Origin of the sequence: Streptomyces coerulescens (genome assembly GCF_042657965.1) — a bacterium.
Classification (GTDB): Bacteria; Actinomycetota; Actinomycetes; order Streptomycetales; family Streptomycetaceae; genus Streptomyces; species Streptomyces coerulescens.
On record NZ_JBHSKM010000002.1, the window covers coordinates 1,302,598 to 1,327,371 of the forward strand.

Below are 24,774 nucleotides of genomic sequence, written 5' to 3' on the forward strand. Positions count from 1 at the left end.
TCTCCCGTCCGCCACAGCGACGTGGGGCCGCACCGTGGGCGGGTACTCGTGCCGCAGCGGCGGTGAGACGCACTGCCCCTGGCACGGAAGGACCCTTTCCATGGCTCAGCATGTCCGCGACGTCATGACGACCGACCTGGTGACAACCGCGACCTGGTGGTTCGCTCGGTGGCTGCGGGGCACGACCCGGGCAGCACGACCGTCGTGGACGCGTGCAGCGACGAGATGATCACGGTGGGGCCCGACGACGCCCTGGATCACGCGGTCGACGTGATGCGTGAGCACTCCGTACGACGTGTCCCGGTCGTCGATCAGAAACAGCACGCGGTGGGTGTCGTCTCCCCCGGCGACCTGGCGATCGAGCGTGATCCCCACTCGGCACTGGGTGACATCAGTGCCGCCGGTCCCAACATCTGACGGTTCCGGCGATGCCTCTGACCGTGGAGGGGGAACTCGGCCGCCATGAACACCGAGCGCGTGTCGCAGAGCTCCTACTGGCTCGAAACCGCACCGGCGGGCGCCCCCGCTCCCCCGCCGACCGCCGACCTGCGCGTCGACATCGCCGTGGTCGGCGGCGGCATCGCGGGACTCAGCACGGCCTGGGAGCTCGCACGCCGGGGACGCGAGGTCGCCGTACTGGAGGCCGGCCGTCTCGCGGCCGGGGTCACCGGGCACACGACCGCCAAACTCACCGCCCTGCACACCCTGACCTACGACCACCTGCGCCGTACCCGGGGCCCCGAGGGCGCCCGGCTGTACGCCCGCTCGCAGAGCGCCGCGATCCGGCACGCGGAAGGCATCGTGGACGAGCTGGACATCGACTGCGACTGGGAGGAGGCCGCGGCCTTCACCTATGCCGAGGACCCGCGGCGCGTCGGTGAGTTGCGCGCGGAGGCGGAAGCGGCACATGAAGCGGGCCTGCCGGCCGAGTTCGTCGCGGAGACGGAGCTGCCCTTCCCCATCGCCGGAGCGGTCCGGGTGGGCGGGCAGGCCCAGTTCCATCCCCGGAAGTATCTGCTGGCGCTCGCGGACGATCTGCGACGGCAGGGTGCCTCGGTGTACGAGGACACTCGGATCGTCGGCCTCACCGAAGGCGGACCCTGCGTGCTGGTGACCGAAGCGGGTGTGTCGGTGCGGGCCCGCGAGGTCGTGGTCGCCACGCACTACCCCGTCTTCGACCGGGCCCTGCTCTTCACACGGCTGTCCCCGCGCCGGGAGCTGGTCGTGGCCGGTGCCATCGACGAGGAGCGAGCGCCTCGCCACATGTACATCACCCCGGAACAGTCCACGCGCTCCGTGCGCACGGCGCCGCTCGGCGACGGCCGGCGTCTGCTGATCGTCACCGGGGAGCACTTCACGCCCGGCACCGCCGACGTCGAGGAACGGTTCGCGCGGCTGTCGGCCTGGGCCGAGGCCCGCTTCCCGGGAGTCACGCTCACCCATCGATGGGCCACCCAGGACAACGACTCCACCGACTCCGTCCCGCTCGTCGGACCGCTCCGCCCCGGCAGCCGCCACACCTACGTGGCGACCGGTTTCGGCGGCTGGGGTCTCAGCGGCGGCATCATGGCGGGCCTGCTGCTGAGCGACCTCATGACCGGGCGCACGGTCGAGTGGAGCGGCCTCTACGATCCCCGGCGGCTGGTCCCCGTCGTACGCGAGGGAGCGGCGTTCCTGAAGCATCAGGCCAAGGTGGCCCGGCACTTCGTCGGCGACCGGATACCCCCGCTGACCGGGCCGGCACCGGACGACATCGCCCGGGGCGACGGTGCCGTGGTGCGGATGGGCGCGGGGCAGTACGCCGTGCACCGCGACGAGCACGGCCGACTGCACGCGGTCTCGGCCTGCTGCACCCACCTCGGCTGTGTGGTGGCGTTCAACCGCGCGGAAGGGGCATGGGAATGCCCCTGCCACGGCTCCCGCTTCGGCCCGGACGGCCAGGTCCTCCAGGGACCCGCGGTGCGGCCGCTGAAGAAGCGCGACCTGTGAGGCGGGCGACGTTTTCCGGCTGGGCCCCGTGGGAACTCGGTCGGCACGTCATCAGGAGCCCGTTCAGGCTCCTTTCGCAGTGAGATCCAGAGATCCAGAGATCCAGAGAGAAGTTGAAGCGCCGTGACCGCGCGCACCCTCAAGAAGGAAGTCCTGCACGTGCCCGAGACCGGCTGGACGAAGTCCCGTCATCGCCGCGGCAAGGTGATCCGCACCTGCATCGCCGCCGTCGAGGACACGGGCTCACCACGTCAGGCTCGCGCGAGCGCGGAGTGGAATATCGTCCGGGGCGAGGACTGACCCGCTACGGCTGCCTGTTCGGCGCATCGTGGGCGTCCAGGCGGGCGCGCTGCGGTACGACGACGTACTTGGGGTCCTGTGCCGAGGTGATCCCGGCGGCGAAGACGCCGAAGCGGGTGCAGGCGGAGCCCGCGAGGAGCGCGAGGCCGCTCGCCGCGGCGGCGGGACGGCCGCGTCCGGCGAGGAGCGCGGCGCCCGCTCCGCCGGCCAGGGTCAGCACGCGCGCGGCCCGCAGCAGGCGTCCCCCATGTCCCTGACGCCATGTCTCCGCGACCAGCGGCCCCAGGTCTCGTTCTGCAGCCGTGGCCGCGATCATGTCGCCGGCGGCCGCGATGCCGGCTGCCCACCGCGCCGGGGCGTTCTCGCCGCGCGGTGCCGCGACCAGCGCCATGCCGGAGGCGGCCGCGGTCGCGGACGCGGCGAACAGGTAGGGCAGTTCACGGTGGGCGCCGTGCCAGGCGGGAACGGCGGTGTCGGCGGCCAGCACGGCGGTGTATGCGGCGAGGACCGGGCCGAGTGCCGCCGCCACACCCGTGGCGGCGGCGCCCGCCCTGGGCGCGCGACCGGTCACCGCGCTGAGGGCGGCGGTCCCTGCGGCGGGTCCGTACGCCGCGAGCAGCCAGGAACCCACGCTCATCGGGGAGGTCGGCTTGACCACCCGCAGCATGTGGGAGAAGCGGGCGGGACGGCCCAGGTCGTGCACCAGGGCCGCCGCGGAGAGCGACACCGCGGTCAGCGAGGACAGTTTCATCGCGGTGGCGGTCCTGCGGCGGCCGGTGAGCTGGGCGCCCGCGGCCAGCACCGAACCGGCGCCGGCGAGTCCGCCGAGGAAGAAGTAGCCGGCGATGTCCCGTGCCGACCAGGACGGGGGCTTGATGACGGGGCGGCCGTAGTAGGAGGTGAACTCGGCCCGGTCCACCATCAGTTGTTCGCCGCGCCGCCTGCGGGGGCTCATCGGCCGCGTCCTTTCCGGAGCAGAGCGGGCAGCGCGAACGAGGCCGCGCAGCTCGCGGAGAGGGACAGGGCCGCCAGGGCGGCGTGCTTCCACATGGCGGGCAGGTCGCGAGTGGTGACCTGCGGGTCGGGCGGCAGGCCGTAGACCTCGGGTTCGGCGAGAAGGAGGAAGAACGCTCCCGCACCGCCCACACCGTCGTCGGGGTCGGCGCCGTAGAGCCGGGCGCCGGGCACGCCCTCGTCCTTGAGCCGGTCGACACGGGCGGCGGCCCGCTCCCGCAGTTCGTCCAGGGGGCCGTACTGGATGGACTCGGTGGGGCAGGCCTTGGCGCAGGCGGGTTCCTGTCCGGCGCCCAGCCTGTCGTAGCACAGGGTGCACTTGAACGCCCTGCCGTCGGCGGGGCGTTGTTCGATGACGCCGTAGGGGCAGGCGGGGACGCAGTAGCCGCAACCGTTGCAGATGTCCTCCTGGACGACGACCGTGCCGAACTCGGTGCGGAAGAGGGAACCGGTGGGGCAGACGTCGAGACAGGCGGCGTGGGTGCAGTGTTTGCACACGTCCGACGACATCAGCCAGCGCAGTTCGCCGGTGTCCGGGGCGGACGGGCCGGCGCCGGACGTGTCGGCGAGGGGCAGCTCGGTGCGGCCCTCCGGCGCGGGCGGCGCCGGTTCCGCCACCCGCTCCACCTTCTCCTCGATGAAGGCCACATGCCGCCAGGTGGAGGCGCCGAGTGCCTGGGTGTTGTCGTACGACATCCCGGTCAGGGCCAGTCCGTCGTCGGGGATGGCGTTCCACTCCTTGCAGGCGACCTCGCACGCCTTGCAGCCGATGCAGACGGAGGTGTCGGTGAAGAAGCCGGTGCGGGGCGGCGGGTCGGGGTGGCCGGCGTCGCCCGCCGGATCGGGTTCCGGGCCGCTGAGCTGGTGGCCGGTGTACAGGTCGCGGTCGAAGAGGTTCATCGTCCCCGCTCCGTTCCGGTGGCGGCGGTGATGCCGGCGCGGCGCCGGTAGTCGGCGACCAGTGCGGGCAGCGCGGGTCCCCTCGGGCGGCGGCCGGGGCGTATGTCGGCGGTGAGCGCCTTGTCCTCCTGGATGTGGGAGTCCGGGTCGAGGGCGATCGCGACGAGTTCGTTGGCGGCGTCGCCCGGGGCGACTCCGTTGGGTCCCCAGTGGAAGGGCAGCCCGATCTGGTGGACCGTGCGGCCCTGCACGGTCAGCGGGATGATCCGCTCGGTGACCAGGACCCGTGCCTCGACGGCGTTGCGGGCGGTGACGATGGTCGCCCAGCCGCCGTGTTCCAGTCCGCGTTCGGCGGCGAGGTCCGGGGAGATCTCGCAGAAGAACTCCGGCTGGAGTTCGGACAGGTACGGCGACCAGCGGCTCATCCCGCCCGCGGTGAAGTGCTCGGTGAGCCGGTGGGTGGTGACGAGGTACGGGTAGACGTCGGCGCCGGGTTCGTCGCCGCTGGGGTGGTAGCGGTTGCCCTCGCGCGGCAGCAACTGCCGTACCGGGGAGCGGGAGCGGCGGGGGTGCAGGGCGTTGGTGAAGGGCGAGTCCTGCGGCTCGTAGTGGGTCGGCAGCGGGCCGTCCTCCAGGCCGGCGGGGGCGTACAGCCAGCCCTTGCCGTCGGCCTGCATGATGAAGGGGTCGTCGCCACGCAGGGCGTCCGGCCCGGTGGCGTCGTCGGCGGGCACATGATCCGGCGCCCGGTCGGGGACGAAGTCGGGGATGTCGTGCCCGGTCCAGTGCCCGGCGTCCGGATCCCACCACACGTACGCCTTGCGGTCGCTCCAGGGCGTGCCGTCGGGGGCGGCGGAGGCCCGGTTGTAGAGGATGCGCCGGTTGGCGGGCCAGGCCCAGGCCCAGTCGGCGGCGACCCAGTCCTGCTCCGTGTGCGGTGTGCGGCGGGCCGCCTGGTTGACGCCGTCGGCGTAGACACCGCAGTAGATCCAGCAGCCGCAGCGGGTGGAGCCGTCGTCCTTGAGCTCGGTGTAGGCGGTGAGCGGGGCGCCGTCCGGGCCGTGGCCGTTGACCTCGGCCAGCACGGCGGCGGCGATCGGCTCGGCCAGCGGGCCGTGAACCGGATAGTCCCAGGTCAGATCCTGAACGGGGCGGTCCATGGGGTCGGTGGAGGAGGCGAGGCGCTCCTTCACGCGGCGCCCGAGGTGGTACATGAACCACAGGTCGCTGCGGGCGTCGCCCTCGGGTTCGACGGCGGCGTGGTGCCACTGCAGCCAGCGGTTGGTGTTGGTGAAGGAGCCGGACTTCTCGGTGTGCGCGGCGGCGGGGAAGAAGAACACCTCGGTGCCGATGTCCTCGGTGCGCAGTTCGCCGGTCTCGATCTCGGGGCCGTCCTGCCACCAGGTCGCGGACTCGATCAGGGAGAAGTCGCGGACGACCAGCCAGTCCAGGTGGGCCATGGCCAGGCGCTGGAGGCGGGTGTTGGCGGAGCCGACGGCGGGGTTCTCACCCATCAGGAAGTAGCCCTTGCACACGTCGTCGAGCTGGGCCATGACGGTGTCGTAGGTGCTGTGGGAGCCGGTGAGACGGGGCAGGTGGTCGAAGCAGTAGTCGTTGGCGGCGGTGGCGGCGTCGCCGTAGTAGGCCTTGAGCAGGGACACGAAGTAGGCCCGCATGTCGCCCCAGAACCCCTTGCGGGTGCGGCTGGCGGTGATGAAGTCGTCGAACGTCTCGTGGGCGTGGGCGTGCGGCATCGGCAGATAGCCGGGGAGCAGGTTGAACAGGGTGGGGATGTCGCTCGAGCCCTGGATGGAGGCGTGGCCGCGCAGGGCCTGGATGCCGCCGCCGGGCCGGCCGATGTTGCCCAGGAGCAGTTGGAGGACGCTCGCGGCGCGGATGTACTGGGAGCCCGTGGAGTGCTGGGTCCAGCCGACGGCGTAGACGAAGGCGCTGGTGCGGTCGCGGCCGGAGTTGGCCGTGAGGGCGTCGCAGACCCGGCGGAAGGTGTTCTTGGGGACGCCGCAGACCTGTTCCACGAGGTCGGGGGTGTAGCGGGCGTAGTGCCTCTTGAGGATCTGGTAGACGCAGCGGGGGTGTTGGAGCGTCTCGTCACGGGCGGGGGCCGGATGGGCCTGGGCGCCGCCGGAGCCGTGGGCCTCCGAGCCGCCGGGGGTGGGGGCACCGCCGCCGACGCGTTCCTCGTACTGCTCGTCCACCTCGCCCGTCGGCTGCTGGACCAGCTCGTCCTCGTAGCGCCAGGTCGACGGGTCGTAGTGCCGGTTCTCCTCGTCCAGCCCTGAGAAGACGCCGTCCAGGTCCTCGGTGTCACGGAAGTCCTCGCCGACGATCGTGGCCGCGTTGGTGTAGGCGACGACGTACTCGCGGAAGTCCTTCTCCTCGCTCAGGACGTGATGGATGATCCCGCCGAGGAAGGCGATGTCGCTGCCCGCGCGGAGGGGGACGTGCAGGTCGGCGAGGGCGCTGGTGCGGGTGTAGCGCGGGTCGACGTGGATGACGGTGGCGCCGCGCGCCTTGGCCTCCATCACCCACTGGAAGCCGACGGGGTGGGCCTCGGCGAAGTTCGAGCCCTGGATGACGATGCAGTCGGCGTGCTGGAGATCCTGCATGAAGGTGGTCGCGCCGCCGCGGCCGAAGCTGGTGCCGAGCCCGGCGACGGTCGAGCTGTGGCAGACCCGGGCCTGGTTCTCCACCTGCACCACGCCGAGGCCGGTGAGCAGCTTCTTGATCAGGTAGTTCTCCTCGTTGTCGAGGGTCGCGCCGCCCAGGCTGGCGATCCCGAGGGTGCGCGCGGTGCGCAGCCCTTCGTGCTCCCACTCCCAGGTGCGCCGGCGCGTCTCGATCACCCGGTCGGCGACCATGTCCATCGCCGTCTCCAGGTCGAGCGGCTCCCACTCCCTGCCGTAGGGGCGCCGGTACAGGACCTGGTGGCGGCGGCCTGAGCCGGTGGTGAGCTGGAGTGTCGCCGACCCCTTGGGGCACAGCCGGCCCCGGCTGATCGGGGAGTCCGGGTCGCCCTCGATCTGTACGACGCGGTCGTCCTTGACGTAGATCTGCTGGCCGCAGCCGACCGCACAGTAGGGGCAGACGGACTTCACCACCCGGTCCGCGGTGGCCGTGCGCGGGCGCAGGGACTCGCTGTGCCGGGACGTGGCGGCCCGGCCTCGCCCCAGCGGGTCGGCGCCGGTGAGCTGACGGTAGACAGGCCAGCGGCGCAACGGTTCGAAGGCGTTCATGGTTCCGGGTCCTGTCCCTTCCTCGCTCACGCGTGGTGGCGGGTATCCCTGGCCCGTCCCGTCAAAACCCTGCCGGTCGGGCCCTGCGCGCCGCTGTGCGAGCGCTGCCCGCCCCGTTGGGACGCCGACTTCGGGGGGAGCTCGATCCGGCCGGCATGGGACCTCTCCTTCCTCATACGACCATGGTGAGGTGCCTTCATCGACCTCACCAGGCGAGCTCCCCGGGCAGCCCGGGAGAAGCGTGCTGCCTTCGTGTCAGACCTTGACGAGTTGATCGGTCAGGCGATGTGCCTGCGCCAGCAGCGTTCCGTAGATCACCAGCGCGTTCGGGTCGTCCGGCACGCCTCGCGGGAGCTGCCGGCGAAATGCCTCGAGCGTGCCGTGCAGCTCTCCGACCGCCTCTCGCAGCCGTTCCACCGCCGAGCCGTCGCGGCCTTCCGGGTCGAGCCGGCTCCGGCCGTACAGCCCGATGGTGTGCGCCGTGTGCCGGAGGAAACGCGCGTAGGCGCGGGTGAGCCCAGCGGTGGGCGGAACCGCTTTGACGCTGTCCGCGGCCTCGCACACCGTCCGGGTCACGCCCGCCGTGTGGACGGCGACGTGGTCGAGCACGAGCACCGCGTCCGCGTACGCCTCGGCGGAGGGGTGAGAGGTCCGTTCACGGCGCGCGCCCGGATTGACGCGCATGCTTTCGTGGCCCCAGCCGATCGCCGACCGGGTCCGGTCGACCAGGCGGCTCAGGCGCAGCGCGCGCTCGTGCCAGTCCCGGGCCACGTGGCCGTCCCACTCCCCCGTGGCCAGGCCGTCGGCCACCGCGGTCAGAATCTCCTGCGCCTCACCGGCCGTGTAGTCCAGCGCGGAGCGGGCGTCACGCCAGTACACCGGCGGGCGGATCAGCGCGTTGACCACCACGCCGACCAGGGCGCCGAACACCGCCTCGGCGATGCGTGCGGCCGCCGAGGTGACGGTCACCTGGCCGCCGGTCAGCACGAAGAGCGCACCGGTGGCGGCGTAGATGCCCTGACTTCCCAGGCGCTGCCACTGCCCCAGGAGCAGCACCGCCGGAAGGACGAGAGCCATCGTGACCATCGTGCTGCCCAGCAGCAGTGCCACCACCGTCGCGATCACCGTACCCACCGCGATCGCCGCGAGCTGCTGCAGCCCGTGCGCCACCGACCGGTACACGGTCGACTCCACCAGCAAGACCGCGACCCATGGCGCCACGAACGCCATCGGAGCCTGGAGCCACCAGCCCACGACCGCCCACGCCACCCAGGCGGCCAGCGCGGCCTTCCCGGCCTGCACGGCCATGTCCCGCTCGGGGCCCGGCCCGGCCCACGCCCGCCGCACCGCGAGCACGGCTGCCGCGGTGCGGTGCCGGACCTGCTGTGTCGCCCTACGCACCCACTCCATGGGACAGCAGGTGCCACTCCAGAGGTGGAACACACGCGCCCACGGCGACTTTCACGAGGTCACCGTGCGACGCCGGAAAGCCCCTGCTCGAAATGTGTGTGGATCACTGAGGGCTGGGCACCCAGCGCGAAGAAGACGTCTGACGTATATCCACACCCTTCCCCTCCCCGTAGGGAGGTCGGCACTCATGACCGAGGACCCCACCCGCAAGCACCCCCGCCCCGACTTTCCCGCCCAGGACCAGCAACACCCGGGCTGGACCGGACCCATGGACCCTCCGCCCGACCACGGCGAGGACTCCTACGAAGGCAGTGGTCTCCTCGCCGACCGCAAGACGGTGGTGACCGGCGGCGACTCCGGCATCGGCCGGGCCATCGCGCTCGCCTACGCCCGCGAGGGCGCCGATGTTCTCTTCACCTACCTGCCGGACGAGAAACAGGACGCCGAGGAGACCACCGCCCTCGTGGAGGAAGCGGGCCGCGAGGCCGTCGCCGTGCCCTGCGACATCCGTACGGAGGACGCGTGCCGGCAGTTGGTGGACCGCGCTGTCGACGAGTTCGGACGCATCGACGTCCTCGTCAACAACGCCGCCTACCAGATGTCGCAGCCGGACGGCATCGGAGCGATCTCCACGGAGCAGTTCGACCGGGTCGTGCGGACGAACCTCTACGGCATGTTCTGGCTGTGCAAGATGGCTCTGCCGCGCATGCGGGCGGGCGGCTCCATCATCAACTCCACATCCGTTCAGGCCTACAAGCCCAGCCCACACCTGCTGGACTACGCGATGACCAAGGGCGCCATCGTGACCTTCACACAGGGGCTCGCGCAGATGGTGGCCGGTGACGGCATACGGGTCAACGCCGTGGCGCCCGGGCCGGTGTGGACGCCGTTGATCCCGGCGACGATGCCGGACACGGTCGAGTTCGGAAAGCAGGCCCCGCTCGGCCGGCCCGCACAACCCGCCGAGATGGCGCCCGCCTACGTCTTCCTCGCCTCGTCGCGGGCCAGTTTCATCACGGCGGAGATCCTCAACGCCACCGGAGGCACCCCCCTGCCCTGACAGCCGGCCGACGGATGTCCGGGGCCGCCTGCGGGCAGGTGCGCAGGGCGGCCGGATCCGACCCTTACAGCCGCACGTCCCCGCACAGATGGACCTCGACGCCGAGTTCGGCGAACAAGGCGGCCTTGGCGCACAGGGCCTTGTCCGCGGTCTCCGCGTCGGGGGCGTAGGCCACGTTGAGGTGGTTCGCCTTGTGGCGGGCCATGAACTGGTCGCGGGTGACGCCGTGCAGTACGGCGTGCATGATCGGCCACTGCTCGGTGGTGGCCGCCAGCCTGCGCCTCGTCTCCTCCTCGGGAAGTTCGATCGCGCTCGCGCGGCCGAGGTCGACATGGAGGCGGCCGTCCATCAGGAACACCCGGGACCAGACGACCTCCCCCGGCTTGGAGACACCGCTGAGCGTGCCGCCGCCGAGCGGGAAGTACATGGGCGGCTGGCGCATGCTCCAGGACTTGTCGTAGCCGCCGTTGTGGGAGGCGGGCACCGAGCCGGAGATCTCCCAGACCCAGACGAAGCGGCCCTCGTACTCCTCGCCCCAGCGCACGTCGTGGAGGGTGGTGGCCGGGTCGAGGCCCATCGCCGTCCATATGCGGTTGGTGACGACGGAGTCGACGGCGACGCCCTCGTCGACCTCGTTGAAGTGCGGCAGCGGCGCCCCGGCGTACAGCTCGCGGGAGCCGTCACGGCTGAGCACGGGTGGGCGCTGCACGTTGTTCAGCAGGCCCTCGGCCAGGTCGCTCGCCGGAACGGTGTCCTTCAGGCCCTGCTGGTACTGGATGCCCACGGCGTCCAGACCGAAGTCGTCGGAGATGCGCAGGGCGGCGATGTACATCTTGAACTGGCTCAGCAGCTGCGCGTCGGTGAGTTCGGTGGCCTCGTCCGTGCCGGTGTGGAAGGTCATGCCGGCGCCGTCGAGCCAGGCGCGCACGGCGAGCGCCTCCTCGTCGGAGACCTGCTTCATCTCGGCGACCAGGGCGCTCTGCGAGAGGCGCTCCTTGTAGATACCGAGCGGGTTGAGGAACTCGTCGTCGATGATGGCGTTGTACATGCCCATGCAGCCCTCGTCGAAGACGCCGATGACGGCCTTCTCGTCGCGGAGACGGCGGGCGAGCGCGATGCCGAGTTCGGTCTCCGGGTCCTCGGGGAGGGGCGGCAGGTCGCGGACGTGACTCGTGTCATGGGCGAGCGTGCCGGTCTCCAGCCAGGTGCGCAGTCCGTCGCGCGCCCACCGGTCGGTGAAGTCGACGCTCCACAGCACCGAGTACGCGACGCCCGCCTTGGTGAGGCTGCCGGCGAGGCCCAGCAGACCGACCAGGCCCGGGAACTCGCCGCTCCAGTTGGCGACGACGAGGATCGGGCCACGATGGTCGCGCAGGCCCGCGAGGACGTGGTGGCTGTACTGCCAGACGCCCTCGACGACGATGAGCGGCGCGTCCCTGGGGATGTTCTTGAAGACCTCGATCCCGGCGCGCTGGCTGTCGATGAAGCCATGTCCCTTGCCGGGGTCGTAGGGGTGCCCGCGGTGGACCGTGCGGCCGAGGTCGGTGAGGGCGGCGGTGAGGTCGTTCTCCAGCTTCTCCTGGGTGGGCCAGCAGGTGACGTTGGCGCTGGGCCGCAGGTCACCGCTGGCCACGGTGTAGACGGTGCCGGGCTCGGCGGTGGGCGTCGGGTGGGCGGCCGGAAGGGTGTAGGGGGTGCTCATACGGTGCGTTCTCCATGAGTGTCGTTCGGAAGGGTGATGCGCGGATGCGCCGGCAGCGGCCGGGGTCAGCGGTCCTGACGGTCCGCGAGTGCGTGGACCACGTCCGCGGTGGCCGGGTAGAGCCGCCGGTAGAGGGCGTACAACTCCTCGTAGCGCTCGGTGTGTTCGGGGCGCGGTGTCACGGTGCGCCGTACCGGGTTCCAGTCGTCGATCGACACGTCGGCGACGAGCCGGCCGGCGAGCAGCGCGCCGCCGTAGCTCGCGCCGATGGAGGTGGCGCGCAGTTCCTGCGGTCTGCCGGTGATGTCGGAGACGATCTGGGTCCACAGCGGGCCCTGGGTGCCGCCGCCGACGGCGACCACGCGGCGGATGTCGCCGCCCGCGGACCGCAGGACCTCCATGTTGTGGCGGACGCCGAAACCGGTTGCCTCCAGGGCGGCCCGGTATAGGTCGCCGCGGGTGTGGGAGAGAGTGAGGCCGGCGATCACGCCGCGTGCCTGCGGGTCCATCACGGGTGTGCGCTCGCCGGAGAAGTACGGCAGCATCAGCAGGCCGTTGGCGCCTGGCCCGGCGGCCTCCGCGAGGCGCAGCAGTTCGGGGTGGTCGGTGGCGCCGAACAGGTCGCGCAGCCAGTTGGTCACCGCGCCGGAGGTGGCCATGCCGCCGGCCAGGTTGCGGGTGCCGGGCAGCGCGCCGACGGTGCCCCACAGGGACGGGCTGGTGAGCGGCTTCGGCACGGTGTGGATCAGGAACATGGTCGTGCCGTACATCAGCATCAAATCGCCGGTGCGCTGTGCGTCCACGCTCAGGGCCTCGGCCCAGGCGTCGATGGTGCCGGTGGTGACGGGGATGCCCGCGGGGAGGTTGGTCCGGCGGGCGGCCTCCTCGGTGACGGTGCCGGCGCTGTCGTTCGACCAGGCCAGCGGCGGGAGTTCGATGCCGGGGGCGACCCGGTCGGCCCAGGGGGTGTACCAGGCCTGCGCGGTGGTGTCGTACAGCGGGGTGCACTGGCTGGCGGAGTGGTGGTCGAGGACGTAGGCGCCGGTCAGCCGTCTGACCAGCCAGGAGCTGGGCATGTACAGGCGGCGGGCGCGGGCGTAGGCCTCGGGCTCGTGCTCGGCGATCCAGGCGATCTTCGGCCCGGCGGCCTGGGTGGTCAGCGCGGAGCCGCAGCGGCCGATGATCTCCTCTGCGCCCAACTCGTCCTGGAGACGCTCGATCTGGCTGACCGCGCGGGTGTCGACGCCGTAGAGGACGGCGGGACGGACCGGTGTGTCGTGCTCGTCGGCGAGCAGGACGCAGGGGCCCATGCCGCTCACCCCGACGGCCACCACGGTCGCATCCGCCGCCGCGGTCAATTCCTGGGTCAGCTCGGTGAATTCACGCCACCACACCGAGGCGTCCATCTCGAATCGGCCGGGCCCCGGCCGAGCGGGCGTGTGCTCCCTGACGGCGGAGCGCAGCAGGGTGCCGTCGAGCCCGACCAGGACCCCCTTGCTGCTGGACGTGCCGATGTCGACACCGATGACTGCGTTGCGAAGCATGCGCGAACGCTGACAGAAATCGATTTCAACGTCAAGACCCGATGCCGCAACCCCGCCGCGGCAACGGATTATTGACCCGGATGCCTTGACAGGACCCTGACCTCTACCTACGTTTCCGTGAAATGGATTTCAGACGCTGAGAACGACGACTCTGAGCCATCCTCCGCGTCCCCCGGGCACCGCCGGGGCGCGCAAAGGCCACACCCGTTACCTCACCCCGTGAGAGCAGAACACATGACGACCTTTGGACTCGACGGCCTGGCCCGCAAGGCACACGCCGTCAGCCGCTCCATCAGCGCCGAGAACTTCACCGGGGCCAAGTCGGGCGGCGGCAGGGCGGCCGAGGGAACAGGTGCCGTGGCGGCCTCCCGGCTCGGCCCCGGCTGGAAGATCTCGCCGAGCATCGACATCGCGGCCGGCGCGACCGCGACCCTCGCGGACATCGAGGGTCCTGGCACCATCCGCCACCTGTGGTGCACCACCGCCCCGCACGCCGCCTGGCGTTCCACGCTGCTGCGGGTGTACTGGGAGGGCGAGGACGACCCCGCGGTCGAGGTGCCGCTCGGCGACTTCTTCTGCAACGGGTGGAACAAGTTCAGCCAGGTCTCCTCCGTGCCCGTCGCGGCCAACCCGAACGGCGGGTTCAACGCCTACTGGCCGATGCCGTTCCACCGCGCCGCCCGGATCACCCTGGAGAACCTCTCGGCCGAACAGGTCACCCTCTACTACCAGGTCGACTACGAGCTCGGCGAAGTCCCCGAGGACGCCACCTACTTCCACGCCCAGTGGCGCCGCAGCCACCCGGTGCCGTTCGGCCAGGTGCACACCCTGCTCGACGGTGTCACCGGCTCCGGCAGCTACGTCGGCACCTACCTGGCGTGGGGTGTCAACAGCCCGGGCTGGTGGGGCGAGGGCGAGCTGAAGTTCTTCCTCGACGGGGACGAGGAGTACCCGACCATCTGCGGCACCGGCACGGAGGACTACTTCGGCGGCGCCTGGAACTTCGACGTGCCCGGCCAGGGCTACACCGCGTACACCACGCCGTACCTCGGCCTGAACCAGATCCTGCGTCCCGACGGCCTGTACGCCAGCCAGCAGCGGTTCGGGATGTACCGCTGGCACGTCCTGGACCCGATCCACTTCGCCACGGATCTGCGCGTGACGGTGCAGAGCCTGGGCATCGGCCCCGGTCAGGGCAACGGCCTGCCGCACCGCTACCGCCACACCAGCGACGACATCGCGAGCACCTCGCTGTTCTATCTGGACGCTCCGTCGAGCGACTCCCGGCCCGGGACGCCGGACCTGCTGACCCTCGAAGTCGACTGACGGCCCGTCCCCGAGCCAGGTCAGACATCTCCCCGCCCGCTCGCCGGGCACCTTCCTCATCTCTCATCTCCGACAGGAGCGCGCGCATGCTCCAGCACGGCAAAGACGCCGGGCACCCGGCTCCGTCACGCCGCCGATTCCTCACCGCGCTGGCCGGCGCGGGCGCCGCCACCGCGGCCCCCGCCCTGCTCACCGGGTGCGGCACGGCACAGGCGAAGGACGGCCCCCTTCAGTTCTGGAACTTCTACGGACCCCAGCGGTCGCCCGACCCGGCGGTCAACGCCCAGTCCAAGTGGTTCGTCGACACCGTCGACCGCTGGAACGCCACGCACAAACGGCAGATCGAACTCGTCCACCTCCCGCAGCCGACCTATCTCAACGGCTTCAAGGTGCCCTCCGCGTTCGCCGCCGGACAGGGCCCGGACATCTTCCTGCTCAGCCCCGGCGACTTCCTCCGCTACTACAACGGCGGCATCCTCGCCGACCTCACCCCGCACCTGGAGAAGGAGACCATCGCCGACTTCGGGAGCGCCCTGGACAGCCGTACGGTCGACGGCAGGGTCCACGCCCTGCCCATGGAGATCGAACCGCTGGCGATGTTCTACGCAGTCGACGTCTGGGAGAAGGCAGGCCTGTCCGAGGCCGACATCCCCACCACCTGGGACCAGATGCTCGACATCGGCGACAAGCTGCGCACCAGGACCCGGGCCGGGCTCTGCTTCGAGACCAACCCCGGCTACTACCAGAACTTCACCTGGTACCCGTTCATGTGGCAGGGCGGCGGTGACGTCCTCGACAAGAAGGGGAACGTCGCCTTCGACTCGCCGGCCGCGCGCCAGGCGCTGCAGTTCTGGCAGGACGCGGTGCGCCACGGCATCACACCGCGCACCCTGCCCGCCGCCGGTGACGTCATCAGCGCCTTCAAGTCCGGCAACGTCGCCATGTGGCAGCAGGGCATCTGGCAGGTGGCGAGCTTCAAGGCGTACGCCCCCGACTTCCGCTACGGCCTGTTCAACCTCCCCACGCCGCCCGGCGGCGAATACACCACCGCGCTCGGCGGCTGGTCCTTCTGCGCCAACGCCCAGGGACGCGACCCCGAGGCGGCCGCCGAGTTCTGTGCCTGGGCGCTCGGCTCGACGAGCGACGAGTCGATCGACCGCATGGTCGACTGGTGCACCGTCGCCAAGACCGACATCGCTCCCAGGACCAGCGCCCTGGAGCGAGGCGCCGCCAAGGGCGGCTACGACTCCGCGGCGATGAAGAAGTTCAAGGACGAGATCTCCCCGGCCGGACGCGCCGAGCCGCGCTATCCACCGGTCGTCTACAAGGCGATCTCCGACGCCATCCAGGGCACCATGCTCGCCGGCCGCGGCGTGGCGAGCGAGACCGAGAGGGCCGCCGAGTCCATCGCGGCCTACACCAAGAGCTACAAGGGGGCGAGCCTGGTATGAGCAGTGTCGCCGCACAGGACCGCGCGGCCACGGCCACGCCCGCGGCCAGAACACCCGCGAAAACCCGGCCCGGCATGAGCCGCAAGCGCCGCGAACAGCTCGCCGCCGGCCTCTTCCTGGCGCCGGACGTGCTGGGACTGCTGATCTTCGTCGCCGTCCCGATGGTGCTGTCGATCGTGCTGAGCTTCTTCCAGGTCAGCGGGTTCGGCTCGTACGAATGGGTCGGGCTCGGCAACTACCAGCGCATGCTGAACGACCCGCTTTTCTGGGACTCGATGCAGGTCACCGGCCTGTACGTGGTCGTACTCGTCCCGGTGCTCTTCTGCGTCAGCCTCGCCCTCGGCCTGCTGGTCAAGCAGAAGCTGCCCGGCATGGGCGTCTACCGGACCCTGCTCTTCCTGCCGTACGTCATCAGTCTCGTCGTCGTCGGCGTGCTGTGGAAGTTCCTGCTGGACGAGCAGGTCGGCGCGGTCAACCGGAGCCTCAGGGCGCTCGGGCTGGAGGGGGAGTCCTGGCTGGGCGACCCCACCCTGGCCCTGGGCTGCGTCATCGCCGTGATGGTCTGGGTGATGATGGGCTACTACATGATCATTTTCCTGGCCGGGCTCCAGGAGATCCCCACCGAGTACTACGAGGCCGCGAAGATCGACGGCGCCGGACCGTGGACCACGTTCCGCACCATCACCTGGCCGCTGCTGCGCCCCACCAGCTTCTTCGTGCTGCTGATGTCGGCGGTCGCCGCCATCACCGGCGGCCTCGACCTGGTCTTCGCCCTCACCAACGGCGGCCCCGCCAACGGCACTTCGCTGGCGATCTTCTACATCTACCAACAGGCATTCGGATTCGGCGAGTACGGCTACGCCTCGGCCATGGGCTCGTTCCTGGTGCTGATCATGGTCATCTGCTCCGTGGTGATCTTCAAGTTCACGAGAGGCGGGAGGTTCGACGATGGCGAGTGAAGTGACCACGGCGAGCGGACGCCGGCCGCTGTCCGGGCGCGCCGGCCTGACGGTCCTGGCGATCGTCGTGTCGGTGATCAGCGTGCTGCCCGTCCTGTGGATGGTCTCCGCGGCCTTCAAGTCCCGCTCGACGGTGACCGACGGCAGCCTGATCCCCCGCGAGTTCACGTTCGACAACTTCGTCTACGTCTTCACCGAGGTGCCGTTCGCCCGCTATCTCTGGAACAGCTTCTTCATCTCGGCCGTCATCACGATCGTCGCGCTGCTGTTCCACTCGATGGCCGCGTACGCGCTGGCACGGCTGAGGTTCCCGGGCCGCGAGAAGATCTTCCTGGCGATCTTCTCAACGCTCCTCGTGACCGCGCCGGTGGTGCTCATCCCGCTGTTCGTGGTGGTCCGTGAACTGGGCCTGCTGGACAGCTACGCGGGACTGATCATCCCCGCGATCTTCAACGCCTTCGGCATCTTCCTGCTGCGCCAGTTCTATCTGGGGCTGCCCAAGGAAGTGGAGGAGGCGGCCGTCCTCGACGGCTGCGGCCACTGGCGGGTCTACTGGAGCGTCGTCCTGCCGATGTCCCGGCCGATCCTCTCGGCCCTGGCCGTGTTCTTCTTCCTGGCCAACTGGAACGCCTTCGTCTGGCCCCTGGTCGCCACCAACGACCAGAGCCTGACCGTCGTGCAGCTCGGCATCGCGTCGTTCCAGACGCAGTACGGCTCGAACTGGAACTACATCCTGGCGGCGGCGACCGTGGCCGCCCTGCCGATGCTTGCGCTCTTCTTCGCCTTCCAGCGACAGATCGTGGAGTCGATCAAGACATCGGGCCTGAAGTAACCAGCCCGAAGACAAAGGCCGCCGGGGAGAACCCCGGCGGCCTTTCGAGTTCCCGGTCCGCCAACCCCCTCAGGGGCGCGGGGAACTGCGCGACCAGCCACAACGGCGCCGCAGACGACCGACGACCTATCGCGGCAACCACCACGCACGCCGACTGTCACGGAAACGGCACCCCAGACCCCGGCTCAGCCGTCCGCAGGACCCACCGTGCTGCCCCGGGCCCGCAGCGTCGTCCGCAGCACCACCGTCTGGAGCAACCCCGCCGTGCCCGCCATCCGCGCCAGCAGCAACTCGCAGGCGGTGCGCCCCAGATCGTAGGACGGCAGCTCGACGGTCGTCAGCGACGGCTGCATCAGCGGCGCCCACGGCACATCGCCGAACGACAGCACCCCGACCTCCGGGGGCGTCAGCCCGGCCTCGCGCAGCGCCTCCAGCGCGCCCACGCTCATCAGGTTGTTGGCCACGAACACGGCATCCGGCGGCTCGGGCAGTTCGAGCAGCTCCCGCATCGCGGACCGGCCGCCCTCCACCCGGAAGTCGCCGTACCGTACGTACGCCTCCCGCGCCTCCGGCCCGCCGAGGTCGCCCCCGAGCTCGCTGCGCAGTGCCGAGCGGTAGCCGGCCAGGCGCTCCTCGGCCGTGGACGCGCCGGCCGGTCCGGTGATGCAGGCGACGCGCCGGTATCCGGCGCGCAGAAGGTGCCGGGTGGCGACCTCGCCGCCGTGCTGGTTGTCCACCATGACGGCGTCGACGTCGGCGTCGTGGGGGCGGCGGTCGACGGCGACGACGGGCATGCCCCGCGCGATCAGCGGAGCGAGGTCGGTGCGGTCACGGGACGCCGCGGCGACGATGACGCCCGCCATGTGCTCGCCCACGGCGATGTCGAGGTAGCGGCGCTCCTTCTCCACGTCCTCGTCGGAGTTGCACAGGACCACCGACATGCTGGTGCGCTGGGCCGCGTCCTCGACGCCCCGGGCGAGCGAGGTGAAGAACGGGTTCTCGATGTCCGGGATGATCAGCCCGATCACGCTCGACTGCTGCTTGCGCAGGGACCGGGCGAGGCGGTTCGGGGCGAAGCCCAGCTCGGCGGCGGCCTGCCGTACGGACTCGGCACGGGCGGGCGTGACCTTGCCGCCGTTGAAGACCCGCGACACCGTCGCCGGCGAGACCCCCGCGACACGTGCCACGTCCTGAATCGTCACCACTCGTGTCCACACCTTTCGTCCACCGCGGGGGCCGCCGCGCCGGTTCTCTGACTCTACCTGGGGGTGAAATGGATTTCCCCCTGGTCCTCGGGCGCACTCCGGTCGGAGATCGCAGGGGCACGGCCTTGATATTTGTACGCGACACGAGAAATTTCTGCAATCGATTTCACATGTATCCGCCAACGATCCGGGCGGGCGGCACACCACTTGCGCGACAGACCCCTGACCAGGGCCTGGAATAAGTGGACCGGCGGAGCACCCGCCACCGCGCGCACCCACCTCCCCATGCGGGCCCACGACAAAATGACAGCAGTGCCCGATTCCTACCGAACTGCCATCCCTGCAAGGTTAGTTGACGCGCACATGGCCCGCTTGTACCGTCCCGCTGAAATCGATTTCGAGATCGCTGGACGATCTCACCCCTCACGGGAGCACAGTCATGCGCAGAGCTGCCCCACCTCCCAGACCGGCAAGGACCCTGGGCCGTGCCCTGGCCACGGCTTTCCTCGTACTGAGCACGGCGCTGACCGCCGTGCCGCAGAGCTCGGCCGCGCCGGGGAGTTCGGCCGCGCCGCCCCTCGCGGCCGCCGTCGCCTCCCCGCCGGCGAGCGACTTCTTCTCGACGGTCGCGGTGGATCCCGCGGCCACCGTGGGCGCACCCGCGGTCGGCGACAACCAGAACCACGGTGACCTCTGGCCCAACTGCTGGGCCGACGACGACAACGTCTACACGGCGTACGGCGACGGGGTCGGCTTCGGCGGCCGGTACAGCGACATCGGCGTCGCCAAGATCTCCGGTATGCCCGGCGGCCTGAGCGGCTCCCAGCTCTCCACGGACGTCAGCCAGATCTGGAACGCCGACCACAACCGCAAGCCCACCGGTATGGCCTGCGTGGGCGGCGACCTCTACCTCGCCGTGCAGGACCTGGCGATGGACTTCAACGACGCGCCGTCCGCCACGATCGCCAAGTCCACCGACAAGGGCCGCACCTGGAGCTGGGACCGCGACGGGGCCATGTTCGGCGGTGGGGTCTTCACCACGGTGATGTTCCTGGACTACGGCAAGAACTACGTCAACGCCCCCGACGACTACGTCTACGCCTACGGCCTGGACCACAACTGGCGTGACTCCTTCGACGACAGCGTGCCCGACCCCGTCGACCTGTACCTGGCGCGCGTGCCCAGGACCTCGGTCATGGACGAGGACGCCTGGCAGTACATGGCCGGCACCGACGCCGCCGGCAACCCCACCTGGTCCACGGACATCTCCCGGCGCAAGCCCGTCCTCCACGACGACCGGCACATCTACCAGGACGTCTTCACGCCCGGCCGGGCGCGCAACATGACCACCCTCAGCCAGGGCGGCGTGGTCTACAACAAGCCGCTGAACCGGTACATCTACACCTCGTGGACCGAGTACACCTTCGAGTTCTACGAGTCCCCGACCCCCTGGGGCCCTTGGAAGCACTTCGCCACGAAGGACTTCGGCGGCTACCCGTGGACCCACACCAAGCACGGCGGCTACGCGACCACGATCCCGTCGAAGTACATCAGCGCCGACGGCAAGTCGATGTGGCTCCAGTCCAACGTCTGTCCGTGCGGCGGGGGTTACCCCAACGGCGACCACTGGGCGTACACCTTCTCCCTGCGCAGGATGAGCCTGGAGCCGCACCGCGACTCCACTCCCGGCAACGCGGCCGACCCGGGCCGCAACCTCGCCCGGGAGCCCGGCACCGTACCCGTCCAGCGGGCCGCGCACTTCGGCAAGGACGCCGGCTACGCCGACGGCAACCGCGACCAGAGCGAGGACGACTGGAACGACGAGCGCAAGGGCGCCAGTTGGTGGGGGTACACCTGGCCGCGCCAGTACCTGATGAACAAGGTCGTCTACACGACCGGTGACATGTTCCCGGACGGCGGCTGGTTCGCCGGTGACCTGCGGGTGCAGGTGCGCCGCGACAACCAGTGGGTCGACGTCTCGGGCCGGCGCGTCGGACCCGACTACCCGTACGACAACACGGCCGGCGCCCATCGCACGTACACCTTCTCCTTCGACCCGACGGCGGGCGACGGTGTCCGCATCGTCGGCCGGCCGGGCGGCGAGAAGACGTTCACGTCCCTCGCGGAGCTGGAGGTGTACTACGGCAACGCGGGCGGCGTCATGCTCGGCGGCTCGCCGACCGATGTGACCGGGGACGGCAAGGACGACATCGTCACCTTCACCCGGAACGCGGCCGCCGAGGTGTACGCGTCGGCGTCCGACGGCACCGCCTTCACGGGCGGCGGCAAGTGGAACGACCATTTCGCCCTCGCCGGCGAGACCCCGCTGACGGGCGACTTCACGGGCGACGGGAAGGACGATGCCGTCGCCTTCACCCACGGCACGGCGGCCGACGTCCATGTCGCGCCGTCCAGCGGGACCGGATTCGGCACCGGCCAGAAGTGGCACGACCACTTCGCACCGGGCGGAGAGGCGCCCGCGGTGGGCGACTTCGACGGTGACGGCAAGGACGACATCGTCACCTTCACCCAGGACAACGCGTCCGACGTCTATGTCGCCCTGTCCTCCGGCCAGTCCTTCGGCACGGGCGGGAAATGGCACGACCACTTCGCTCCGGCCGGTGAGTTTCCCGCCGTAGGGGACGTGAACGGTGACGGCAAGGACGACATCATCACCTTCACGAAGAACGCGGAGGCCGCTGTCTACGTGGCCCTGTCCACCGGTGACTCCTTCGCCGCCGCCCGCAAGGTCCTGACCGGCTTCTCCCCCGGGGCCGAACTGCCACGTGTCGGGGACTTCGACGGCGACGGCAAGGACGACGTCGCCAGCTTCACGGCCGACGCGGCGGGCGACGTGCGCGTCGCCCTGTCCGACGGCGACGGCTTCGCCGCCAAGGGCGTGTGGCACGACGCCGTTTCGGGCCCCGGCGCCTACCCGTACGTCGGCGACTACGACGGCGACGGCAAGGACGACGTCGTCTCCTTCGACCACACCCCCGAAGCGGACGTGTACGTGGCGCCGTCGTCCGGCACCGCCTTCGGAGAGCGGAAGAAGTGGAACGACTTCTTCGGCCTCCCCGGCGAGATCTCTCTCTGACCCCCGATGACTTCCCGGGGGCGCGCTCCCCTCAGCACCACCGCGCGCCCCCGGGATCCCACACGCCCACCTCCAACGAAGGGAACGCCATGCGAAGACGGCCCGTGCGCCTGGTCCTGATCACCGCGTTACTGACGACCGGCGCCACCCTGCTCCCCACGACGACGGCCTCGGCGGCCGGCCCCCGCCCCGACTTCCGGGCGCCCTGGCCCTGCGGACAGACGCGGGACTACTACCACCACTCCACCGAGGTCCACAACGCGCTGGACTTCAACATCGCGGGCTCGGCCGACCTCGGCACCCCGGCCCTCGCCTCGGCATCCGGCACGGTCGTCGACGTGGTGCCCATGCCCAACAGCTCGGGATACGGCAACCACGTCCGCGTCGACCACGGCGGCGGCTGGACGAGCCTGGTCGCGCACCTCGACCGCATCTCCGTGACGAAGGGCCAGTACGTCCGCACCGGCGACGAACTGGGCAAGGTCGGCAGCACGGGCCAGTCCTCCGGACCGCATCTGCACTACGAGCAGGAGGCGGACGGCCAGAACATGCCGATCGTCATCGACCGGGTAGCCCTCCCCTACAGCAGCACCGCCGCCCGCCACACCAGCGGCAACTGCGGAACTCCCCCGCCGATGCTCGCCGGTTCCCCGACCGACTTCAACGGTGACGGCAAGGACGACATCGTCACGTTCACCCAGGACGACAAGGCCGACGTGTATGTCGCGAAGTCGACGGGGAGCGAGTTCGAGGGCGCCCAGGTCTGGCACGACTTCTTCGCCCCCGGCGGCGAGAGCCCGCTCACCGGCGACTTCAACGGCGACGACAAAGACGACATCGTCACTTTCACCCGCGGTGCCGAGAACGACGTCTACGTCGCCCTGTCCCACCGCGACGACGGCTTCAGCAGCGCCACCGTCTGGCACTCGCACTTCGCGCCGGGCGCGGAGGTCCCCGCCGTCGGAGACGTCAACGGCGACGGCAACGACGACATCATCACCTTCACCCAGGGGACGGACGCCAAGGTCTACGTCGCCCTCTCCAACGGCAGCAACGGCTTCGGCGAAGCACGCGTCTGGAACGACTTCTTCGCCCCGGCAGGCGAGTTCCCGGCGTTGGGCGACGTCAACGGCGACGGCAAGGACGACCTGATCACCTTCACCCAGGGCAGCACCGCCGACGTCTACGTCGCCTTCTCCGACGGAAACACCTTCGCCCCCGGCCAACTGGTGAACGAACACTTCGCCCCCGGCACCGAACAGCCCCGCGTCGGCGACGTCAACGGCGACGGCAAGGACGACATCGTGGCCTTCACCCAAGGCGCCAACTCCGACGTCTACGTGGCTCTTTCGCACGGCAGCGGCTTCGACGGCGGCCGGCTCTGGAACGAGTTCTTCGCCCCGAACGGCGAGTTCCCGTATCTGGGCGACTACAACGGCGACGGCAAGGACGACATCGTCACCTTCACCCACAACGCCGAGGCGGACGTCTACGTCGCCCTGTCCAACGGCACCAACGCCTTCGTGGACGGCCGTAAATGGCACGAGTTCTTCGGCACCCCCGGCGAAACCAGTCTCTGAACCCCACCGGAACACACCTCCGAAAGGGCACACCCATGTCCCGTCCCAGACATCACCGCACCCTGTTGTCCTCGTGCGTCGCGTTCCTCTCGGCTGCCGGCCTCTGCATAGCCTTGGCCGCCCCCGCCCGGGCGGCCGACCCGGTGCCGGCGAACCCCCCGAAGAACATGGCCAACGCCGAGGTCCTGGACGCCGCGTGCGCCGTGCCGGCCACGCACGACCCGGCCGTCATAGTGGATGTCCTGCGCGTCGCCCGCACCCACCACGCCAATGCCAAGGTGACCCTCGCCGCGTTCGAGGCCGGCTGGGTCGAGTCCCACATGAACAACCTGCCCTGCGGCGACAAGGACTCCATCGGCGTCTTCCAGCAGCGCCCGAGCTACGGCTGGGGCACCGTCGAGCAGATCATGGACCCCTGGTACGCGGCGACCCAGTTCGTCACCCGTGCCATCGCCAACGACCGTGCGAACCCCGGCTACAGCGCAGGTCAGCTCGCCCAGAGCGTGCAGCGCTCCGCGTTCCCGACCCGCTACGACGAAGCCGAGGCCAAGGCACGCGCCCTGCTCGGCGAAGCCGAGCGCATGGCGGGGATCTTCGGCGGCGGCCCCACCGACTTCACGGGTGACGGCAAGGACGACGTCGTCACCTTCACCCAGAACGCCGAGGCCGACGCCTATGTCGCCCCGTCGACCGGAACCGAGTTCGGCGGCGCCAAGGTGTGGCACGACTTCTTCGCACCCGGCGGCGAGACCCCGCTCTCGGGTGACTTCAACGGCGACGGCAAGGACGACGTCGTCACGTTCGCGCACGGCCCCGAGGCCGACGTGTACGTGTCGCTCTCGAACGGTGACGGCTTCGGCCCCGCCACCGTCTGGCACGACTTCTTCGCCCAGCGCCACGAGGTCCCGGCGGTCGGTGATGTGAACGGTGACGGCAAGGACGACATCGTCACGTTCACGCATGACGCGGACGCCAAGGTGTACGTCGCCCTGTCCAACGGCAGCGACGGCTTCGGCGAAGCACGCGTCTGGAACGACTTCTTCGCCCCGGCAGGCGAGTTCCCAGCCCTGGGCGACGTCAACGGCGACGGCGAGGACGACCTGATCACCTTCACCCAGGGCAGCACCGCCGACGTCTACGTCGCCTTCTCC

The 24,774-nt window shown here is 70.4% G+C and carries 17 protein-coding genes and 1 pseudogene; 11 read left to right on the top strand and 7 right to left on the bottom strand.

Translation table 11 applies throughout. The features are described from left to right. Positions 1-144: 144 nt before the first annotated feature. From ACFPQ9_RS07195 to ACFPQ9_RS07205, 3 genes and pseudogenes are all read left to right on the top strand, one after another. Positions 145-417 (top strand): annotated as a pseudogene (locus ACFPQ9_RS07195) (CBS domain-containing protein); the annotation flags it as partial. 45 nt (positions 418-462) lie between these two features. Next, complete coding sequence (locus ACFPQ9_RS07200; RefSeq protein ID WP_380848274.1) at positions 463-1,989, top strand: FAD-dependent oxidoreductase; 1,527 nt, start codon at positions 463-465, stop codon at positions 1,987-1,989. Positions 1,990-2,112: 123 nt separating this feature from the next. Continuing rightward, positions 2,113-2,289 (top strand): hypothetical protein, encoded by a 177-nt coding sequence (locus ACFPQ9_RS07205; RefSeq protein ID WP_380848276.1) that lies wholly within the window; start codon positions 2,113-2,115, stop codon positions 2,287-2,289. Between the two features lie 4 nt (positions 2,290-2,293). Here ACFPQ9_RS07205 and nrfD read toward each other — a convergent pair whose 3' ends face one another. The 4 genes from nrfD to ACFPQ9_RS07225 all read right to left on the bottom strand — a co-directional run bounded on the left by nrfD (position 2,294) and on the right by ACFPQ9_RS07225 (position 8,867). Next, positions 2,294-3,244: an NrfD/PsrC family molybdoenzyme membrane anchor subunit gene (gene nrfD / locus ACFPQ9_RS07210; RefSeq protein ID WP_380848278.1), complete on the bottom strand. Its 951-nt coding sequence runs from the start codon at positions 3,242-3,244 to the stop codon at positions 2,294-2,296. After that, positions 3,241-4,203 carry a 4Fe-4S dicluster domain-containing protein gene (locus tag ACFPQ9_RS07215; RefSeq protein WP_380848280.1) on the bottom strand — a complete coding sequence of 321 codons (963 nt, stop codon included), beginning with the start codon at positions 4,201-4,203 and terminating at the stop codon, positions 3,241-3,243. Before ACFPQ9_RS07215 ends, nrfD begins: the two co-directional genes overlap by 4 nt. Then, positions 4,200-7,457, bottom strand: coding sequence for a formate dehydrogenase (gene fdh / locus ACFPQ9_RS07220; RefSeq protein WP_380848283.1), 3,258 nt, complete (start codon positions 7,455-7,457; stop codon positions 4,200-4,202). The genes ACFPQ9_RS07215 and fdh overlap by 4 nt, the downstream gene beginning before the upstream one ends. A 255-nt stretch (positions 7,458-7,712) precedes the next feature. Then, positions 7,713-8,867, bottom strand: coding sequence for an FUSC family protein (locus ACFPQ9_RS07225; RefSeq protein WP_380848286.1), 1,155 nt, complete (start codon positions 8,865-8,867; stop codon positions 7,713-7,715). 187 nt (positions 8,868-9,054) lie between these two features. Here ACFPQ9_RS07225 and ACFPQ9_RS07230 point away from each other — a divergent pair, with 187 nt between their 5' ends. Then, positions 9,055-9,927: an SDR family oxidoreductase gene (locus ACFPQ9_RS07230; RefSeq protein ID WP_380848289.1), complete on the top strand. Its 873-nt coding sequence runs from the start codon at positions 9,055-9,057 to the stop codon at positions 9,925-9,927. Positions 9,928-9,991: 64 nt separating this feature from the next. Here the strand turns inward: ACFPQ9_RS07230 and ACFPQ9_RS07235 are convergent, their stop codons facing one another. Together ACFPQ9_RS07235 and ACFPQ9_RS07240 are read right to left on the bottom strand one after the other, a co-directional pair. Next, positions 9,992-11,629 carry a fucose isomerase gene (locus ACFPQ9_RS07235; RefSeq protein ID WP_380848292.1) on the bottom strand — a complete coding sequence of 546 codons (1,638 nt, stop codon included), beginning with the start codon at positions 11,627-11,629 and terminating at the stop codon, positions 9,992-9,994. A gap of 65 nt (positions 11,630-11,694) precedes the next feature. After that, positions 11,695-13,173: an FGGY-family carbohydrate kinase gene (locus tag ACFPQ9_RS07240; RefSeq protein WP_380848295.1), complete on the bottom strand. Its 1,479-nt coding sequence runs from the start codon at positions 13,171-13,173 to the stop codon at positions 11,695-11,697. 234 nt (positions 13,174-13,407) lie between these two features. Between ACFPQ9_RS07240 and ACFPQ9_RS07245 the strand changes: the two genes are divergently transcribed. From ACFPQ9_RS07245 to ACFPQ9_RS07260, 4 genes are all read left to right on the top strand, one after another. Then, positions 13,408-14,499 (top strand): glycoside hydrolase family 172 protein, encoded by a 1,092-nt coding sequence (locus ACFPQ9_RS07245; protein ID WP_380848298.1) that lies wholly within the window; start codon positions 13,408-13,410, stop codon positions 14,497-14,499. 86 nt (positions 14,500-14,585) lie between these two features. Next, positions 14,586-15,950 carry an ABC transporter substrate-binding protein gene (locus ACFPQ9_RS07250; protein WP_380848301.1) on the top strand — a complete coding sequence of 455 codons (1,365 nt, stop codon included), beginning with the start codon at positions 14,586-14,588 and terminating at the stop codon, positions 15,948-15,950. Then, on the top strand, positions 15,947-16,909 hold the full coding sequence (locus ACFPQ9_RS07255; protein WP_380848304.1) for a carbohydrate ABC transporter permease: 963 nt from the start codon (positions 15,947-15,949) through the stop codon (positions 16,907-16,909). Before ACFPQ9_RS07250 ends, ACFPQ9_RS07255 begins: the two co-directional genes overlap by 4 nt. Beyond that, positions 16,899-17,741, top strand: a complete 843-nt coding sequence (locus ACFPQ9_RS07260) for a carbohydrate ABC transporter permease (protein WP_380848307.1) — start codon at positions 16,899-16,901, stop codon at positions 17,739-17,741. Before ACFPQ9_RS07255 ends, ACFPQ9_RS07260 begins: the two co-directional genes overlap by 11 nt. A gap of 185 nt (positions 17,742-17,926) precedes the next feature. On the opposite strand, the gene ACFPQ9_RS07265 is transcribed toward ACFPQ9_RS07260, so the two are convergent. Further along, positions 17,927-18,928, bottom strand: a complete 1,002-nt coding sequence (locus ACFPQ9_RS07265; protein ID WP_465269555.1) for a LacI family DNA-binding transcriptional regulator — start codon at positions 18,926-18,928, stop codon at positions 17,927-17,929. A gap of 457 nt (positions 18,929-19,385) precedes the next feature. On the opposite strand from ACFPQ9_RS07265, the gene ACFPQ9_RS07270 reads away from it, so the two are divergent. The 3 genes from ACFPQ9_RS07270 to ACFPQ9_RS07280 form a co-directional block, all read left to right on the top strand. Beyond that, entirely contained in the window at positions 19,386-22,043 is a 2,658-nt protein-coding gene (locus ACFPQ9_RS07270) for an FG-GAP-like repeat-containing protein (RefSeq protein WP_380848313.1), read from the top strand. Between the two features lie 89 nt (positions 22,044-22,132). Continuing rightward, entirely contained in the window at positions 22,133-23,623 is a 1,491-nt protein-coding gene (locus tag ACFPQ9_RS07275; RefSeq protein WP_380848316.1) for an FG-GAP-like repeat-containing protein, read from the top strand. Positions 23,624-23,658: 35 nt separating this feature from the next. Continuing rightward, positions 23,659-24,774: FG-GAP repeat domain-containing protein (locus ACFPQ9_RS07280; protein WP_380848319.1), on the top strand; the 1,116-nt coding region annotated here is incomplete at its 3' end.

Bases quoted from the DNA above. Each gene is read 5' to 3' on its own strand.
- ACFPQ9_RS07235 (WP_380848292.1), bottom strand. From the start codon at position 11,629: ATGAGCACCCCCTACACCCTTCCGGCCGCCCACCCGACGCCCACCGCC.
- ACFPQ9_RS07250 (WP_380848301.1), top strand. From the start codon at position 14,586: ATGCTCCAGCACGGCAAAGACGCCGGGCACCCGGCTCCGTCACGCCGC.
- ACFPQ9_RS07240 (WP_380848295.1), bottom strand. From the start codon at position 13,173: ATGCTTCGCAACGCAGTCATCGGTGTCGACATCGGCACGTCCAGCAGC.
- ACFPQ9_RS07275 (WP_380848316.1), top strand. From the start codon at position 22,133: ATGCGAAGACGGCCCGTGCGCCTGGTCCTGATCACCGCGTTACTGACG.
- ACFPQ9_RS07200 (WP_380848274.1), top strand. From the start codon at position 463: ATGAACACCGAGCGCGTGTCGCAGAGCTCCTACTGGCTCGAAACCGCA.
- ACFPQ9_RS07245 (WP_380848298.1), top strand. From the start codon at position 13,408: ATGACGACCTTTGGACTCGACGGCCTGGCCCGCAAGGCACACGCCGTC.
- ACFPQ9_RS07215 (WP_380848280.1), bottom strand. From the start codon at position 4,203: ATGAACCTCTTCGACCGCGACCTGTACACCGGCCACCAGCTCAGCGGC.
- ACFPQ9_RS07230 (WP_380848289.1), top strand. From the start codon at position 9,055: ATGACCGAGGACCCCACCCGCAAGCACCCCCGCCCCGACTTTCCCGCC.
- nrfD (WP_380848278.1), bottom strand. From the start codon at position 3,244: ATGAGCCCCCGCAGGCGGCGCGGCGAACAACTGATGGTGGACCGGGCC.
- ACFPQ9_RS07260 (WP_380848307.1), top strand. From the start codon at position 16,899: ATGGCGAGTGAAGTGACCACGGCGAGCGGACGCCGGCCGCTGTCCGGG.
- ACFPQ9_RS07225 (WP_380848286.1), bottom strand. From the start codon at position 8,867: ATGGAGTGGGTGCGTAGGGCGACACAGCAGGTCCGGCACCGCACCGCG.
- fdh (WP_380848283.1), bottom strand. From the start codon at position 7,457: ATGAACGCCTTCGAACCGTTGCGCCGCTGGCCTGTCTACCGTCAGCTC.
- ACFPQ9_RS07270 (WP_380848313.1), top strand. From the start codon at position 19,386: ATGCGCAGAGCTGCCCCACCTCCCAGACCGGCAAGGACCCTGGGCCGT.
- ACFPQ9_RS07255 (WP_380848304.1), top strand. From the start codon at position 15,947: ATGAGCAGTGTCGCCGCACAGGACCGCGCGGCCACGGCCACGCCCGCG.